Genomic DNA, 15,070 nt, shown 5'->3' with positions numbered 1-15,070 from the left:
CCTCGTTCTGTCGAATGATGACGATCACCGGCAACCTGCCCTCAGCGGGCTCCGGGAGCCTATCGCAACTGGTCTACACCAGTGTGCAACGCGAGTCGGGCCCGGCTTGTTCCGGGTCAGGGAGGACGCCGATGAGCACGGAAAGCGCCGCCGCCCCGCCGAAGAAGTCGAGGTGGGGCGGCCTCTTCCAGGGCCTTCAGAAGATGGGCCGCAGCCTCCAGCTGCCCATCGCCGTACTCCCGGCGGCCGGCATCATCACCCGGCTCGGGCAGCCGGACGTCTTCGGAGCGGACGGACTCGGCTGGGACAACGTCGCGAAGGTGATGGCGGGGGCCGGCGGCGCGCTGCTCGACGGCAGCCTCGGCCTGCCTCTGCTGTTCTGCATCGGTGTCGCGATCGGCATGGCGAAGAAGGCGGACGGCTCGACGGCTCTCGCTGCGGTGGTCGGCTTCCTCGTGTACTACACGGTGCTCCGTCAGTTCCCGAAGGGCTGTCCCGAGGACACGAAGGACATCAGCGGCGGCTGCCTGGGGCCCGACGACACCTTCGCCGGCTACACGTACGAGAACCCCGGCGTCTTCGGCGGCATCGTCATGGGCCTGCTGGCGGCCTGGTTCTGGCAGCGCTACCACCGGAAGAAGCTCGTCGACTGGCTGGGCTTCTTCAACGGCCGCCGCCTGGTGCCGATCATCATGACGTTCGTGGGGATCGCCTTCGCCGCGCTCTGCCTGTGGATCTGGCCGCCGATCGGTGACGGTCTGGAGAACTTCAGCGACTGGCTGGTCGGGCTCGGCGCGTGGGGCTCGGGCATCTTCGGCGTCGCGAACCGGGCCCTGCTGGTCATCGGCCTGCACCAGTTCCTGAACGTGCCCATCTGGTTCCAGTTCGGCACGTACGAGAAGCCGGACGGTACGACGGTCCACGGCGACATCCCCATGTTCCTCGCGGGCGACCCGGACGCCGGCCAGTTCCTGACGGGCTTCTTCCCGATCATGATGTTCGCCCTCCCGGCGGCCGCGCTGGCGATCACCCACTGCGCGAAGCCGCACCGGCGCAAGGAGGTGGGCGGCATGATGCTGTCGGTCGCGCTGACCTCGTTCGTCACCGGCATCACGGAGCCGATCGAGTACTCGTTCCTCTTCATCGCCCCCGCGCTCTACGCGATCCACGCCGTGCTCACGGGTGTGTCGATGACGGTGACCTGGGCGCTCGGGGTGAAGGACGGCTTCAGCTTCTCGGCGGGTCTGATCGACTACGTCATCAACTGGAACCTCGCGACGAAGCCGTGGCTGATCATTCCGATCGGCCTGGGCTTCGCGCTCGTCTACTACGTGATCTTCCGGTTCGCGATCACCAGGTTCGATCTCCCGACGCCGGGGCGGGAGCCGGACGAGCTGGGCGAGGAGATGGATCGGGACGTCACGAAGGCGTAGCCGATCCGGGGCCTTTCGGCCCGGCGCGCGGAGCCCCTCAGGGCCCTCGGACCTCATGGTCCGGGGGCCCTTCGTCGTTCACTCCCCGCTATGGCGCGGCCACACAGAATTCGCAGGTTCCTTATCTAAGTCTCACGTGCTAAAACAGGTCTACACCACTCATTGGTGTAGACCACGCGGTCCAGACCACCGCGTTCCACGAGACGTCGCCGTCCCCCGTAACACCAGTCCCCTGGCGGCGCCTTGCCTACTGGAGGAAGTTGTGTCTACGGCCAGTGCCGCCCCCGCGGCCGAGAAGAAGAAGGGCTCCGGCCCGATGGCTGTCATGCAGCGCATCGGTCGCAGCCTCATGCTGCCGGTCGCGGTACTGCCCGCCGCCGCGCTCCTTGTGCGGTTCGGCCAGCCCGACATGCTCGGCAAGGAGTCGTTCCCGGACTTCATCAACAAGCTCGCCGGCTACATGGCGGCCGGTGGCGGGGCCATCCTCGACAACATGGCCCTGCTGTTCGCCGTGGGTATCGCGATCGGCTTCGCCAAGAAGTCGGACGGCTCCACCGCGCTCGCGGCGGTGACCGGCTACCTGGTCTTCCAGAAGGTGCTCGCGACCTTCACCGACAAGAACCTGCCGCAGGTCGCCTCCGTCGCCGACGGCAAGATCGTCATGAGCGACGCCCCGGTCAACGCCGGTGTCCTCGGCGGTGTCGTGATGGGCATCGTCGTCGCCCTGCTGTACCAGAAGTTCTACCGGACCAAGCTGCCCGACTGGGCCGGCTTCTTCGGTGGCCGCCGCCTGGTCCCGATCCTCTCCGCCTTCGCCGGGCTGGTCGTCGGCATCGTCTTCGGTGTGATCTGGCCGGTCCTCGGCACGGGTCTGCACAACCTCAGCGAGTGGCTCGTCGGCTCCGGTGCCGTCGGCGCGGGCATCTTCGGTGTCGCCAACCGTGCGCTGATCCCGATCGGCATGCACCACCTGCTGAACTCCTTCCCCTGGTTCCAGGCCGGTGAGTTCGAGGGCAAGCACGGTGACATCGCCCGCTTCCTCGCCGGCGACCCGTCCGCCGGACAGTTCATGACCGGCTTCTTCCCGATCATGATGTTCGCCCTCCCGGCGGCCTGCCTCGCGATCGTCCACTGCGCCCGCCCCGAGCGCCGCAAGGTCGTCGGCGGCATGATGTTCTCCCTCGCGCTCACCTCCTTCGTCACCGGTGTGACCGAGCCGATCGAGTTCACCTTCATGTTCATCGCTCCGGTGCTGTACGCGATCCACGCGGTCCTGACCGGTGTCTCGATGGCCCTGACCTGGGCGCTCGGGATGAAGGACGGCTTCGGCTTCTCCGCCGGTGCGGTCGACTTCCTGCTGAACCTCGGTATCGCGAGCAACCCGTGGGGCCTGGCCCTGGTCGGCCTCTGCTTCGCGGCGGTCTACTACGTGATCTTCCGCTTCGCGATCACCAAGTTCAATCTCCCGACGCCGGGCCGCGAGTCCGACGAGGAGCTCGCCGAGCTGCTGAAGGCCGAGGCGAAGTAAGCCCCGAGCCCGTACGCGGTACACGGAAGGGCCCCGGAACCGAAAGGTTCCGGGGCCCTTCCCGTCTGTCTCAGACCTCGTACACCGCGCCCGCGTACGCCAGCTCCGACGGCCCGTCGTACACCGCCCGCGCGTCCTCCAGGTTCTGGGCGCCGTCCGTCCACGGCGGGATGTGGGTCAGCACCAGCCGGCCCACCGAGGAGCGGGCCGCCTCCGCGCCCGCCTCCCGGCCGTTGAGATGGAGCGCCGGGATGTCCTCCTTGCCATGGGTGAAGGACGCCTCGCACAGGAACAGATCCGTGCCGTCCGCCAGTTCGTGCAGCGCCTCGCAGACGCCCGTGTCACCCGAGTACGTGAGCGAGCGGCCGCCGTGCTCGATGCGGATGCCGTACGCCTCCACCGGGTGGCACACCTTCTCCGTACGCACCGAGAACGGGCCGATCTCGAAGGAGCCGGACTTCAGGGTCCGGAAGTCGAAGACCTCGCTCATCGACTTGTCCGAGGGGGTGTCCGCGTAGGCCGTGGTCAGGCGCTGTTCGGCGCCCTCCGGGGCGAAGACCGGGATCGGCTCGCAGCGGCCGCCCTCGTGGCGGTAGTAGCGGGCGACGAAGTACCCGCACATGTCGATGCAGTGATCGGCGTGGAGGTGGCTGAGGAAGATGGCGTCGAGGTCGTACAGACCGATGTGGCGCTGCAGCTCGCCGAGGGCGCCGTTGCCCATGTCGAGGAGCAGCCGGAAGCCGTCGGCCTCTACGAGGTAGCTCGAGCAGGCCGAATCCGCGGACGGGAAGGACCCGGAGCAGCCGACGACGGTGAGCTTCATGGAGCGTGAACCTCCGAGGGCGGAGAGCGGCGGGGGAGGTCGTGCGATGCGTCGAGCGTAAGGCGCGTCAGGGCTCGTCGCTCCTCCGCGGCGTCCCGTTGTGGGCGAACTCACGGGCTCTGTCACCGGTTCGGATGGACCTGGGGCGGGAGAGCGCGGGGTACGGGTCGCCGGTAACGTCTTGGGGTATGGACACGTCCTGGTGGCCGGCGCTCGTCGCGGTCGTGGTGATCGCGCTGGTCGTGGCGGTGGCGGACGGCCTGAAGCGCTCGGGCCGGCGGCCCGGTGGGCGGACGCGGCCTCCTGCGCGCCCCCCGGCACGGCCGCGCGCCCCCGGGGAGGCACCCGCTCGGGTGCCGCGGGCGGGCGAGATCTGGTGGGCGGACGTGCCGTACGAGGACGGGCCGACATCAGAGGGTGCCGCGCGAAGCGCGTCGGGCAGGGCGGTGGCGGGAGACGGGCGGTCCAAGGACCGTCCCTGTCTGGTGCTCGCGCTGCGGGGGGATTCCGCGCTGGTCGCCAAGATCACCAGCAAGTACCACGACGAGCGGCCCGGGGTGATCGCGCTGCCGCCGGGGTCGGTGGGGGACGCGCGGGGGCGGCCCAGTTTCCTGGAGACGGACGAGCTGCGGGAGGTCCCGGTGTGGGAGTTCCGTCGCAGAGTGGGAACGGCGGACCCGGTCGTCTGGGACCAGGTCCGCCATTTGGCGTCGTGAAGGGGCGCTAGGGGGGCTACGCCCAGAGCTGGCCCTGGACCGTCTCGATCGCCTCTTCGGTGGTGGCCGCCGTGTAGAGCCCGGTCGACAGGTACTTCCAGCCGCCGTCCGCGACGACGAAGGCGATGTCCGCGCTCTCGCCCGCCTTGACGGCCTTGTTGCCGACGCCGATGGCCGCGTGCAGCGCCGCGCCCGTGGAGACGCCGGCGAAGATGCCCTCCTGCTGGAGGAGTTCCCGGGTGCGCGTCACCGCGTCGGCCGAGCCGACCGAGAAGCGGGTGGTGAGGACGGAGGCGTCGTACAGCTCGGGCACGAAGCCCTCGTCCAGGTTCCGCAGGCCGTAGACCAGGTCGTCGTAGCGCGGTTCGGCGGCGACGATCTTGACGTCCGGCTTGTGCTCGCGCAGGTAGCGGCCGACGCCCATGAGGGTGCCGGTGGTGCCGAGGCCCGCGACGAAGTGGGTGATGGAGGGCAGGTCGGCGAGGATCTCGGGGCCGGTCGTGGCGTAGTGGGCGCCCGCGTTGTCCGGGTTGCCGTACTGGTAGAGCATCACCCACGTGGGGTTCTCGGCAGCGATCTCCTTGGCGACCCGTACCGCGGTGTTCGACCCGCCCGCCGCGGGGGACGAGATGATCTCGGCGCCCCACATGGCGAGCAGCTGACGGCGCTCCTCGCTGGTGTTCTCCGGCATGACGCAGACGATGCGGTAGCCCTTGAGCTTGGCCGCCATCGCGAGCGAGATGCCGGTGTTGCCGCTGGTCGGTTCCAGGATGGTGCAGCCGGGGGTGAGCCGGCCGTCCTTCTCGGCCTGCTCGATCATGTGGAGCGCGGGGCGGTCCTTGACCGAGCCGGTGGGGTTGCGGTCCTCCAGCTTGGCCCAGATGCGGACGTCGTCCGAGGGTGAGAGCCGGGGCAGCCGGACCAGAGGTGTGTTGCCGACCGCCGCCAGGGGGGAGTCGTAACGCATGTGGATCAGACCATGCCGCCGGCGACGGCCGGCAGGATCGTGACGTTGTCGCCGTCGGTCAGCTTGGTGTTGATGCCGTCCAGGAAGCGGACGTCCTCGTCGTTCAGGTAGACGTTGACGAAGCGGCGCAGTTCGCCGCCCTTGGCCTCGTCGACGATTCGGGCCTGGATGCCCGCGTGACGGGTCTCGAGGTCGGTGAAGAGCTCGGCGAGCGTCGCACCGCTGCCCTCGACGGCCTTGGCGCCGTCGGTGTAGGTACGGAGGATGGTCGGGATGCGGACCTCGATGGCCATGGCGTGGGCTCCTGTCGGAAGTGGCGTGAAAGGCGCGCGGCTCTGATGCCCCCGCGCGGGGGGTCGTGCTCCTGGGTGCGCTCGTGCGCCCCCGCTCACATCGCGCTGGCGAGGCGGCACAGGTCGACGTGCAACCGCGCCACGAGCAGCACGCTGCCCGGCGTCACTTCGCTCACGTCGTGGGAAACCATGCGGCCATCGTATCGATTCCCGGTCCGGGTTTCGGAATGTGATCTCACATGACGGACAGATCGCGCTCAACTGGCGGACCGGGGAGATAGAGGACGGTCGGGGTGCCGGTCCTGGGATGTGGCACGACCTCGGCTTCCACCCCGTACACGGCCGACAGCAACTCCGGAGTGAGGACCTCGGCGGGCGCGCCCTCGGCGACGATCCGGCCCCCGGCGAGGACGTAGAGCCGGTCGCAGTAGAGGGCGGCGAGGTTGAGGTCGTGGAGGGCGAGGAGGTTGGTGGTGCCCAGGTCGCGGACGAGGCGCAGGACCTCCAACTGGTAGCGGATGTCGAGGTGGTTGGTGGGCTCGTCCAGGACGAGGAGCGCCGGTTCCTGGACGAGGGCGCGGGCCACGAGGGCGCGTCGGCGTTCGCCGCCGGAGAGGGTGGGGTACGGGCGGTCGGCGAGCTCCGCGACGCCGACGCGGGCGAGGGCCGCGTCGGTGCGTGCGAGGTCGTCGCCGGTGTCGCCCTCCCAGAAGCGCTTGTGCGGGGAGCGGCCGAGGGCGACCAGCTCGCGGACGGTCAGCTCCCACTCGGCGTCGCCGTCCTGTGGGACGGTGGCGATCCGGCGCGCTCGCGCCTTGGCGCCCAGGCCGTGCACGTCGACGCCGTCGAGGAGGACACGGCCGGAGGTCGGGACGAGGGTGCCGTAGACGCAGCGCAGGAGGGTGGTCTTGCCGCTGCCGTTGGGGCCGACGAGTCCGACGGTCTCGCCGGGCCGGGCGGTGATGTCGACGCCGTGCAGACGTGTCCCGTACGAGAGTTCCCGCGTACGCAGCTCGGTCATACCGGGCTCCCTTCCGCGCGGCGGCGCATCAGCCAGAGGAAGAACGGGCCGCCGGTGAGGGCGGTGAGGACGCCGACGGGGATGTCCTGCGGCGCGGCGACGGTACGGGCGGCCAGGTCGGCCAGGATCAGAGCGGTCGCCCCGCCGAGCGCGGCGACGGGCAGCAGCCGGCGGTGCGGCGCGCCGACGGCCATGCGGGCGGCGTGCGGGACCATCAGGCCGACGAAGCCGACGGCTCCGCTGACGGAGACCATGACGGCGGTGACGAGGGAGGCCAGGACGAAGGCGGCGGCGCGGAAACGGGCGGTGTCCAGGCCGAGGACGGTCGCGCCTTCCTCGCCGACGAGGAGCAGGTCGAGCGGGCGGGAGAGGGTCAGCAGGGCGGCGACTCCGAGGGCGAGGACCGCGGCCGGCAGGGCGAGAGTGTCCCAGCGGGCGCTGCCGAGGCCGCCGAGGGTCCAGAACGCCGCCTCCTGGAAGTGCTCGGGGCGGCCCGCGAGGACCAGGATCAGGGTGGTCAGCGCGGAGAGGATGTACGAGACGGCGACGCCGGCGAGGACGAGCCGGGCGCCGGTCATCGTGGAGCCGCGGCGGGCCAGGGCGTAGACGAGGACGAGGGCGAGCAGGGCGCCGACGAAGGCGGCGGCCGGCATGGCGACGGTGGTCGTGGCCCCGCCGCCGATGCCGAGGACGAGCACGAGGACGGCGCCGGTGGAGGCCCCGGAGGAGATCCCGAGCAGGAAGGGGTCGGCGAGGCGGTTGCGGACGAGGGCCTGCAGGACGGTGCCGACGATGGCGAGTCCGGCGCCGACGATCGCGCCGAGCAGGACGCGGGGCAGCCGGACGTCGAGGACGATCGTGCGGTACGGGGAGGGGGCGGCGCGGCCGGTGAGGCTCTCGGCGACGTCGCCGAGGGGTATCCGTACCGACCCGAGGGCGAGGCCGGCGACGACGGAGAGCGCGAGGGCGGCGACGAGCCCGGCGACGACGAGCAGGTACCGTCCGGGGCCGCCGGCCCCGGAGGGGCGGCCGCGAGCGGCCCGTCCGGACGGGCCGCCGGCCGACGCGGCCGGGTCGACGGCCGCCGATCCGTGCAGCACCGGCCCGGACGAGCCGGGACCGGACAGACCCGGCCCGGCCGAGGCCGGACCGGGCGGACCCGAAGCGGGCAGACTCGAACCAGGCAGACCCGCACCGGACAGCGCCGCACCGGACGGGGCCGGCAGGCCCGGACCGGACGGGGACGGGGCCGGCACGCCCGGACCGGACGGGGACGGGGCCGGCACGCCCGGACCGGACGAGCCGGGACCGGACAGACCCGACGCGCCCGCGCCCCGTTCCGCGCCCGCGTCCGGGAGCGGGGTGGCCGTCATCGCGCCGGGTGGAGCTGGGCCGCGAGCTTCTCGATCGCCGCCGGGACGCGGACGCCGAGGACCGCGTCCGAGAGGGGCATGACGGCGAAGCGCTTGTTCCTGATCGCCGGGACGTCCTTGAGGGCCGGGTCCTCCAGGAGCCGCTTCTTCTTCTGTGCGACGGTCGTGGAGCCGTAGTCGTAGATGACGATCACATCCGGCTTGCGGGCGACGACCTGCTCCCAGGTCGCGTCGCCGAAGGCCTTGTCGAGGTCGGCGAAGACGTTGCGGCCGCCGGCGCGGGTGATCAGCTCGTTGCCGATGCCCTTGCCTCCGGCGGTGAACGCCGTCTTGTCACCGCTGTCGTAGACGAAGACCGACACGGGGGCGAGACCCGCCAGCTTCTTCTCGGTCGCCGCGACGGTCTTCTTCGCCTCGGCCGTCCAGCGCGCGCCGCGGTCGGGGACGCCGAAGGTCCGGCCGACCTCGTCGACCTCCTGGTAGAGGTCGGCGAGGGAGGAGGCGCCCGAGGGGCAGTACTCCATGTTCAGGCGGGTGTTGACGCCCGCCGCCTTCAGGTCGTCCCGGCTGCGGCCGGCCTTGGTGTCGAAGGCGCTGGCGTAGCCGCCGTAGACGAAGTCGGGGTTCGCGGCGAGCAGCGCCTCCTTGGCGGGGTACTCCTTCGCGAGCACCGGCACCGTGTCGTACGCCTTCTTGTACGCGGGCAGGATCCGGTCGTCCAGATAGGCGGTGCCGACGAGGGACTTCTCCAGACCGAGGGCGAGCATGACCTCGGTGACGTGCTGGTTCATGGTGACGGCCCGCTGCGGCGGGGCCTGGTACGTCGTCTTCACACCGCAGTTGGAGACGGTGTACGGGAATCCCGGTGCGGCCTTCGCGGCCGGGTCCTGTTCCGAGGGGGCCGAGCAGCCGGCCAGCAGGGGGACGAGGGCGGCTGCGGGCAGCAGGGTACGGCGCCAGGTCATGGCGGAATGCCTCCTCCGGGGATTTCCACGTCCCCAGTCGGTGGTGAGAAGGCGGCAGGTCAGTTCCTGGCTCCCGGCGCCCGAAGGCGCCGGTCACAGTGGCGGGACCGTGCCGGATTCTCACCGGCTTCCTGGGCCCTGCCGCCCTGGTGTCGGGTCAGTCTCTCAGGCGTCGTACGCCTCGACGACCTTGACGTCCTCCTCGGTCACGACGCCTTCGACGATGGTGAACGAGCGGAACTGGAAGGGGCCGGATCCGTCGCTGTCGGCGGTGGAGACCAGGACGTAGTGGGCGCCGGGCTCGTTCGCGTACGAGATGTCGGTGCGCGACGGGTACGCCTCGGTGGCCGTGTGCGAGTGGTAGATGATCACGGGCTCCTCGTCCCGGTCGTCCATCTCGCGGTACAGCTTCAGCAGGTCGGCGGAGTCGAACTCGTAGAACGTGGGCGAGCGCGCGGCGTTCAGCATCGGGATGAACCGCTCGGGGCGGCCGGCGCCGACCGGGCCCGCGACCACGCCGCAGGCCTCGTCGGGGTGGTCCGCGCGGGAGTGTTCCACGATCTGGTCGTACAGGGCCCGGGTGATGGTCAGCATGTCGGACAGGATAAGCAAAGGAGCCGCCCCGTACCGAGGAGTGGTACAGGGCGGCCCGAATGCTGGACAGGCCGGCGTTATGAGCGCTTGGCGAACGCCGCGCCCTCGGGGTTACGGGCCTTCAGGACCAGGTAGGCGACCGCGAGGATGAGGCCCCACAGCGGCGCGCAGTAGAGCGAGATCCGCGCGTCCTTGTCGATGCCCATCAGCACGATGACCATGCCGATGAAGGCGAGCGCGAAGAGGCTGCACCAGATGCCGCCCGGCGCCTTGAAGGACGACTGGGGCAGCTCGCCGCGGTCGGCCTTGAGGCGGAAGCGGACCTGGCAGATCAGGATCATGATCCAGGCCCACATGCCGGAGATGGTGGCGAAGGAGACGACGTAGTTGAAGGCGTCGCCGGGCCACTGGTAGTTGATCCAGACGCCGACCATCATCAGCGCGGCGGAGAAGGACGTGCCGACCAGCGGCAGTCCGTTCTTGGTGAGCTTGGTGAAGAACTTCGGGCCCTGGCCGTTGAGCGCGAGGTCGCGCAGCATGCGGCCGGTGGAGTACATGCCCGAGTTGCAGGAGGAGAGCGCGGCGGTCAGGACGACGAAGTTCACGATCGCGGCGCCGACGCCGAGGCCCATCTTCTCGAAGGCCGCGACGAACGGGGAGACGCCCGGCTGGAAGTGGGTCCACGGGACGACCGAGAGGATCATGATCAGCGCGCCGACGTAGAAGACGGCGATGCGCCACGGGACGGTGTTGATCGCCTTGGGCAGAACGGTCTTCGGGTCCTTGGACTCACCCGCCGTCACGCCGACCAGCTCGACGGCGAGGAAGGCGAACATGACCATCTGCAAGGTCATCAGGGTGGAGCCGATGCCCTTGGGGAAGAAGCCGCCCTCGGACCACAGCAGGGTCATCGAGGCCGTGTCACCGGCGTCGGAGAAGCCGATGGTGAGGATGCCGGCGCAGATCAGGATCATGCCGACGATCGCGGTGACCTTGACCATCGAGAACCAGAACTCGAGCTCGCCGAAGAGCTTGACGGAGATCAGGTTCGCGAGGAACAGGACGACCGTGAAGATCAGGGCGAAGACCCATTGCGGCTGATTGAGGATGCCGTCGGTGTTCTTGGTCCAGTACTGCATGTACTCGGACGCCGCGGTCACCTCGGTGATGCCGGTGACGACCCAGAAGAGCCAGTACGTCCAACCGGTCACGAAGCCCGCGAAGGGGCCGATGAACTCGCGTGCGTACTCCGAGAAGGAGCCGGACACGGGGCGGTACATGAGGAGTTCGCCGAGCGCCCGCATGATGAAGAAGATGACGAGGCCCGCGATGGCGTACGCGAGGATCAGGCTGGGGCCCGCCTTGGAGATGCCCTTGCCCGCGCCCAGGAAGAGGCCGGTGCCGATGGCGCCGCCGATCGCGATCATCTGGATCTGGCGGGCGCCGAGTGCCCGGTGATAACCCTCGCCGTCGGCGGAGTCCGCGGCCTCACTGCCGTCGTGCTGCTTGTCGACCTGCACTGAGGTCATGGTGGTGCGCCTTTCTCCATGCTGATCCGCGCCGACTGAGTCTGGCTGCGGATCAGGTCCTGATCCCCCCGGATTTGGATGGAGTGCTACCGGCGGTCAGCCGGTCCAAGCGCCCCCGGGAACAGGGGTGGCGTCCCCGGGCGGTCGTGAAGATTTATCACGGGGGAAACACTGATCGGCGTGCGTCGGAGTGACGCACGCCACAGGGAGAACCGGACAAAAGTCACTCAAGAGGGCCAACGAGAAGACTTTGGTGACGTATTCGTTATCCGGATTTGAGCGTCCGCTGAGCGAACATCGCTCGAACGCCCGGCATCAGGCGCCGGACATCAACGTCTCGACGAGCGACTCCTGGAGCGCACCGAGCCAGAGGTACGCCATCACCATCGGCTTGCGCGGATCGGTGTCCGGCAGCCGGTAGAGCTCACCGCTCTCGTCCTCGTCGGTGACCTCGAGACGGGTGCCGATGGTCAGCCGGAGGTCGTTGAGGGCGCCGAGCCAGGACCGGGACTCGTCGGCGGTCAGCTTGAGGATCGCGCCGCCCTCACCGGAGGAGGGGAGCGCGTCCAGGTTGCGGATGACCGCGAGGGCGTCCTCGCGCTTGCGCGCGCGCAGATCGTTCTCGGTGTAGCGGCGGAAGTCCGCCGCCGCCGCCCGCAGCTCCTCGTCCTCGTCGCCGTACGCGTCGGGGAAGAGCCGCTTGAGCGCGGGATCGGACGGGGGCTCGCTCGGGCCCTCGGCGAAGAGCGCGGCCAGCGGGTCCTCGCCCTCCACCGGCTCGTCGCCCGGGCCGATCAGCTCCAGGAGCTGGACGGCGAGGGAGCGCAGGATGGAGATCTCGACCTCGTCGAGCGCGACGGCCGCGCCGCCGCCGGGCAGCGCCTCGAATTGCCCCGCCATCAGCCGCGGTCCTGGGTGAGGGTCGCCCACAGCCCGTAGCCGTGCATCGCCTGCACGTCCCGTTCCATCTCCTCGCGGGTGCCGCTGGAGACCACCGCGCGGCCCTTGTGGTGCACGTCGAGCATCAGCTTGTGCGCCTTGTCCTTGGAGTAACCGAAGTACGCCTGGAAGACGTAGGTCACATAGCTCATCAGGTTGACCGGATCGTTGTGGACGAGGGTCACCCAGGGGACGTCCGGCTCGACGACCGCGTGGGTCTCCTCGGCCGACTCCGTGCGTTCGATCTCAATAGGCGCGACGCTCACTTACCCCATGCTGCCACCTCGGAAGGGGGGTCGCACAAACGGGTCACCTCCTCGCCCGAGAAATCGTCAGTCTGACGATTTCTCGTGTAGCATCGCTGACATGAACGCTGCGGACCTTGGGCTCCCGGTGGACGTGCCGTCGACCGCGCTCTTCACCGACCAGTACGAGCTGACCATGCTGCAGGCCGCCCTCCAGGCCGGCACCGCCGACCGGCGCTCCGTCTTCGAGGTCTTCACCCGACGCCTGCCCGAGGGGCGGCGCTACGGCGTGGTGGCCGGTATCGGACGCGTCCTGGACACCGTCGAGAACTTCCGCTTCGACCCGGGCGTCCTCGGCTTCCTGCGCGACCAGGGCATCGTCGACGAACCGACGCTGAGGTGGCTGGCCGGCTACCGCTTCTCGGGCGACATCTGGGGCTACCCCGAGGGCGAGGTGTACTTCCCCGGCTCCCCGATCCTGCGGGTCGAGGGCTCCTTCGCCGAGTGCGTGCTCCTGGAGACCGTGATCCTCTCGATCCTCAACCACGACTCGGCCATCGCCGCGGCCGCCTCCCGGATGTCGGCCGCAGCCGGCGGCCGGCGGCTGATCGAGATGGGCGCCCGGCGTACCCACGAGCTGGCCGCCGTCGCCTCCGCGCGGGCCGCGTACGTCGGCGGCTTCGACTCCACCTCGGACCTGGCGGCCGGCTTCCGCTACGGCATCCCGACCGTCGGCACCTCCGCGCACGCCTTCACCCTGCTGCACGACAGTGAGCGGGACGCCTTCCAGGCCCAGGTGGAGACGCTGGGCCGCGGTACGACGCTGCTGGTCGACACGTACGACGTGGCCGAGGCCGTGCGCACCGCCGTCGAGGTGGCGGGCAAGGAGCTCGGGGCGGTCCGGATCGACTCCGGGGACCTGCTGCTCGTCGCGCACCGGGTGCGGGCGCAGCTCGACGAGCTGGGCGCGAAGGACACCAAGATCGTGGTCACCTCGGACCTCGACGAGTACGCCATCGCCTCGCTGGCGGCGGCACCGGTCGACGCGTACGGCGTGGGAACGCAGCTGGTCACCGGCAGCGGCCACCCGACCTGCTCGATGGTCTACAAGCTGGTCGCCCGGGCCACGTCGGCCGACCCGAAGGCGCCGCTGATCCCGGTCGCCAAGAAGTCGGTCGGCGGCAAGGTCTCGATCGGTGGCCGCAAGTGGGCGGCGCGCCGAACGGACGCGGAAGGGGTGGCGGAGGCCGAGGTCCTCGGCACGGGTCCGGTCCCCCCGGAGCTCGCCGACCGCCAGTTGCTCGTCGAGCTGGTCAAGGGCGGCGACGTGGTGGCCCGCGAGCCGCTGGAGGCGGCGCGGACGCGGCACTTCGAGGCGCGGGCGGGGCTGCCGATGTCGGCGATCCAGCTGTCGCGGGGCGAGCCGGTACTGCCGACGGAGTACGTGTAACACCCTGCGACGCCCCCTCCCGCGAGAAGGGGGAAGTCTCTAGGCTCGACGTCATTCCTCCTTCCGTGCCCCTCCGCTCCCCCCACCGGCCCACCAAAGGACACCCGCCATGCACCGCGCATTGATCGTCGTGGACGTTCAGAACGACTTCTGCGAGGGCGGCAGCCTCGCGGTGGCGGGGGGAGCGGATGTCGCCGCCGCCATCACCGACCTGGTCGGGGAGACGGCGGGCGCCGCGTACCAGCACGTGGTGGCGACGCGTGACCACCATGTCGACCCGGGCGACCACTTCGCCCCGGCGGGCCAGGAGCCGGACTACGTCACCTCCTGGCCGGTGCACTGCGTCGCCGGCACGGAGGGCGTGGGCTTCCACCCGAACTTCGCGCCGGCGGTCGCCAGCGGGGCGATCGAGGCGGTCTTCGACAAGGGGGCGTACGAGGCGGCGTACAGCGGCTTCGAGGGGCGCGACGAGAACGGTCGCACGCTCGCGGAGTGGCTGCGGGAGCGGGATGTGCGCGAGGTCGACGTGGTGGGGATCGCGACGGACCACTGCGTGCGGGCGACGGCGTTGGACGCGGCGCGGGAGGGGTTCGCGGTCCAGGTTCTCCTCGACCTCACGGCGGGCGTGGCCAAGGAGACGACGGAGCGGGCCCTGGAGGAGCTGCGGGGCGCCGGGGTTCAGCTGACCGGGAAGCCCGTGGTCTGAGGGCTCCCGAGGCGCACGACCAGGTCGGCGGGGTGCGGGTGCAGGTCCGCGAGGCGTGCGCCCGGGTCGACGGGGTGCGGGTCGGCGGATATGCCCCTGCGGTCCGCCTCGGTGGCGGTACATGTACTCGCCACGGGTTCGCGCGGCAGCAGGCGGGCGGAGTGCCAGAGCTCTCCTGCCGTGGATCTCCACAGCAGGCCGTCCGGGTGGTGGAGGACCGCGGTGATCTCGTCCGGCGTCGGGGGTTCCGTGTTGCCGCGGAGGTAGACCGCTCGCAGGCCCAGGTTCCGCAGCCGGGTCAGGGCGCGGGCGCGGTTCGCGGCATGGACCAGGAAGCGGACCGTCACCCCGTCGCCGGCCGGGCTCGGCAGCGCGATCGCGACGACCACGCTGCCGCCTGGCAACTTGCAGAACCCTCCACCGGGCATCCCGAAACCACTCCCCCTGTGAGCTTGCTGTCAATAAGAACTCGGTCAGAGGCACCTAAA

The 15,070-nt window shown here is 70.3% G+C and carries 16 protein-coding genes, 1 pseudogene and 1 riboswitch; of the genes and pseudogenes, 5 read left to right on the top strand and 12 right to left on the bottom strand.

Annotated elements, in window-relative coordinates; genetic code table 11:
• Positions 1–131 precede the first annotated feature (131 nt).
• Positions 132–1,433, top strand: a complete 1,302-nt coding sequence (locus ACZ561_RS06105) for a PTS transporter subunit EIIC (RefSeq protein ID WP_470990292.1) — start codon at positions 132–134, stop codon at positions 1,431–1,433.
• Positions 1,434–1,695: 262 nt separating this feature from the next.
• Entirely contained in the window at positions 1,696–2,961 is a 1,266-nt protein-coding gene (locus ACZ561_RS06100) for a PTS transporter subunit EIIC (RefSeq protein ID WP_376430964.1), read from the top strand.
• A 70-nt stretch (positions 2,962–3,031) separates the two neighbouring features.
• Here the strand turns inward: ACZ561_RS06100 and ACZ561_RS06095 are convergent, their stop codons facing one another.
• Positions 3,032–3,784 (bottom strand): MBL fold metallo-hydrolase, encoded by a 753-nt coding sequence (locus ACZ561_RS06095; protein ID WP_470990290.1) that lies wholly within the window; start codon positions 3,782–3,784, stop codon positions 3,032–3,034.
• 188 nt (positions 3,785–3,972) lie between these two features.
• Here ACZ561_RS06095 and ACZ561_RS06090 point away from each other — a divergent pair, with 188 nt between their 5' ends.
• The gene (locus ACZ561_RS06090) at positions 3,973–4,500 is read left to right on the top strand and encodes a type II toxin-antitoxin system PemK/MazF family toxin (protein WP_470990288.1); all 528 of its coding nucleotides are present in this window, start codon (positions 3,973–3,975) and stop codon (positions 4,498–4,500) included.
• A 16-nt stretch (positions 4,501–4,516) separates the two neighbouring features.
• Here ACZ561_RS06090 and ACZ561_RS06085 read toward each other — a convergent pair whose 3' ends face one another.
• From ACZ561_RS06085 to clpS, 10 genes are all read right to left on the bottom strand, one after another.
• Positions 4,517–5,467, bottom strand: a complete 951-nt coding sequence (locus tag ACZ561_RS06085; protein ID WP_376430967.1) for a PLP-dependent cysteine synthase family protein — start codon at positions 5,465–5,467, stop codon at positions 4,517–4,519.
• A 5-nt stretch (positions 5,468–5,472) separates the two neighbouring features.
• On the bottom strand, positions 5,473–5,760 hold the full coding sequence (locus tag ACZ561_RS06080) for a MoaD/ThiS family protein (RefSeq protein WP_329120102.1): 288 nt from the start codon (positions 5,758–5,760) through the stop codon (positions 5,473–5,475).
• A 95-nt stretch (positions 5,761–5,855) separates the two neighbouring features.
• Complete coding sequence (locus ACZ561_RS06075) at positions 5,856–5,951, bottom strand: putative leader peptide (RefSeq protein ID WP_329120100.1); 96 nt, start codon at positions 5,949–5,951, stop codon at positions 5,856–5,858.
• Positions 5,952–5,995: 44 nt separating this feature from the next.
• Positions 5,996–6,781 carry an ABC transporter ATP-binding protein gene (locus ACZ561_RS06070; RefSeq protein ID WP_470990286.1) on the bottom strand — a complete coding sequence of 262 codons (786 nt, stop codon included), beginning with the start codon at positions 6,779–6,781 and terminating at the stop codon, positions 5,996–5,998.
• Complete coding sequence (locus ACZ561_RS06065; protein WP_470991294.1) at positions 6,778–7,776, bottom strand: FecCD family ABC transporter permease; 999 nt, start codon at positions 7,774–7,776, stop codon at positions 6,778–6,780. The genes ACZ561_RS06070 and ACZ561_RS06065 overlap by 4 nt, the downstream gene beginning before the upstream one ends.
• A gap of 374 nt (positions 7,777–8,150) precedes the next feature.
• Positions 8,151–9,119, bottom strand: a complete 969-nt coding sequence (locus ACZ561_RS06060; protein ID WP_470990284.1) for an ABC transporter substrate-binding protein — start codon at positions 9,117–9,119, stop codon at positions 8,151–8,153.
• A gap of 40 nt (positions 9,120–9,159) precedes the next feature.
• Positions 9,160–9,276: riboswitch (cobalamin riboswitch) on the bottom strand.
• Positions 9,277–9,284: 8 nt separating this feature from the next.
• Positions 9,285–9,713: a M67 family metallopeptidase gene (locus ACZ561_RS06055; protein WP_329120093.1), complete on the bottom strand. Its 429-nt coding sequence runs from the start codon at positions 9,711–9,713 to the stop codon at positions 9,285–9,287.
• Positions 9,714–9,790: 77 nt separating this feature from the next.
• Positions 9,791–11,242: an amino acid permease gene (locus ACZ561_RS06050; protein ID WP_470990282.1), complete on the bottom strand. Its 1,452-nt coding sequence runs from the start codon at positions 11,240–11,242 to the stop codon at positions 9,791–9,793.
• 315 nt (positions 11,243–11,557) lie between these two features.
• Positions 11,558–12,142 carry a DUF2017 domain-containing protein gene (locus ACZ561_RS06045; RefSeq protein ID WP_470990280.1) on the bottom strand — a complete coding sequence of 195 codons (585 nt, stop codon included), beginning with the start codon at positions 12,140–12,142 and terminating at the stop codon, positions 11,558–11,560.
• The gene (gene clpS, locus ACZ561_RS06040) at positions 12,142–12,447 is read right to left on the bottom strand and encodes an ATP-dependent Clp protease adapter ClpS (protein WP_329120087.1); all 306 of its coding nucleotides are present in this window, start codon (positions 12,445–12,447) and stop codon (positions 12,142–12,144) included. The genes ACZ561_RS06045 and clpS overlap by 1 nt, the downstream gene beginning before the upstream one ends.
• Before the next feature lie 100 nt (positions 12,448–12,547).
• On the opposite strand from clpS, the gene ACZ561_RS06035 reads away from it, so the two are divergent.
• Positions 12,548–13,876, top strand: a complete 1,329-nt coding sequence (locus tag ACZ561_RS06035; protein WP_470990278.1) for a nicotinate phosphoribosyltransferase — start codon at positions 12,548–12,550, stop codon at positions 13,874–13,876.
• A gap of 109 nt (positions 13,877–13,985) precedes the next feature.
• Entirely contained in the window at positions 13,986–14,582 is a 597-nt protein-coding gene (locus tag ACZ561_RS06030; protein WP_376430973.1) for an isochorismatase family protein, read from the top strand.
• A 128-nt stretch (positions 14,583–14,710) separates the two neighbouring features.
• Here ACZ561_RS06030 and ACZ561_RS06025 read toward each other — a convergent pair.
• A pseudogene (locus ACZ561_RS06025) lies at positions 14,711–15,010 on the bottom strand (hypothetical protein); the annotation flags it as partial.
• Positions 15,011–15,070 lie beyond the last annotated feature (60 nt).

The organism is Streptomyces sp. NPDC039609, from assembly GCF_055596705.1.
This window is presented reverse-complemented; position numbering and strand designations above follow the sequence as displayed.

Excerpts from the sequence above, each read along its gene's own strand:
- ACZ561_RS06105 (WP_470990292.1), top strand. The coding sequence starts at position 132 with ATGAGCACGGAAAGCGCCGCCGCCCCGCCGAAGAAGTCGAGGTGGGGC.
- ACZ561_RS06095 (WP_470990290.1), bottom strand. The coding sequence starts at position 3,784 with ATGAAGCTCACCGTCGTCGGCTGCTCCGGGTCCTTCCCGTCCGCGGAT.
- ACZ561_RS06090 (WP_470990288.1), top strand. The coding sequence starts at position 3,973 with ATGGACACGTCCTGGTGGCCGGCGCTCGTCGCGGTCGTGGTGATCGCG.
- ACZ561_RS06085 (WP_376430967.1), bottom strand. The coding sequence starts at position 5,467 with ATGCGTTACGACTCCCCCCTGGCGGCGGTCGGCAACACACCTCTGGTC.
- ACZ561_RS06080 (WP_329120102.1), bottom strand. The coding sequence starts at position 5,760 with ATGGCCATCGAGGTCCGCATCCCGACCATCCTCCGTACCTACACCGAC.
- ACZ561_RS06075 (WP_329120100.1), bottom strand. The coding sequence starts at position 5,951 with ATGGTTTCCCACGACGTGAGCGAAGTGACGCCGGGCAGCGTGCTGCTC.
- ACZ561_RS06070 (WP_470990286.1), bottom strand. The coding sequence starts at position 6,781 with ATGACCGAGCTGCGTACGCGGGAACTCTCGTACGGGACACGTCTGCAC.
- ACZ561_RS06060 (WP_470990284.1), bottom strand. The coding sequence starts at position 9,119 with ATGACCTGGCGCCGTACCCTGCTGCCCGCAGCCGCCCTCGTCCCCCTG.
- ACZ561_RS06055 (WP_329120093.1), bottom strand. The coding sequence starts at position 9,713 with ATGCTGACCATCACCCGGGCCCTGTACGACCAGATCGTGGAACACTCC.
- ACZ561_RS06050 (WP_470990282.1), bottom strand. The coding sequence starts at position 11,242 with ATGACCTCAGTGCAGGTCGACAAGCAGCACGACGGCAGTGAGGCCGCG.
- ACZ561_RS06045 (WP_470990280.1), bottom strand. The coding sequence starts at position 12,142 with ATGGCGGGGCAATTCGAGGCGCTGCCCGGCGGCGGCGCGGCCGTCGCG.
- ACZ561_RS06035 (WP_470990278.1), top strand. The coding sequence starts at position 12,548 with ATGAACGCTGCGGACCTTGGGCTCCCGGTGGACGTGCCGTCGACCGCG.
- ACZ561_RS06030 (WP_376430973.1), top strand. The coding sequence starts at position 13,986 with ATGCACCGCGCATTGATCGTCGTGGACGTTCAGAACGACTTCTGCGAG.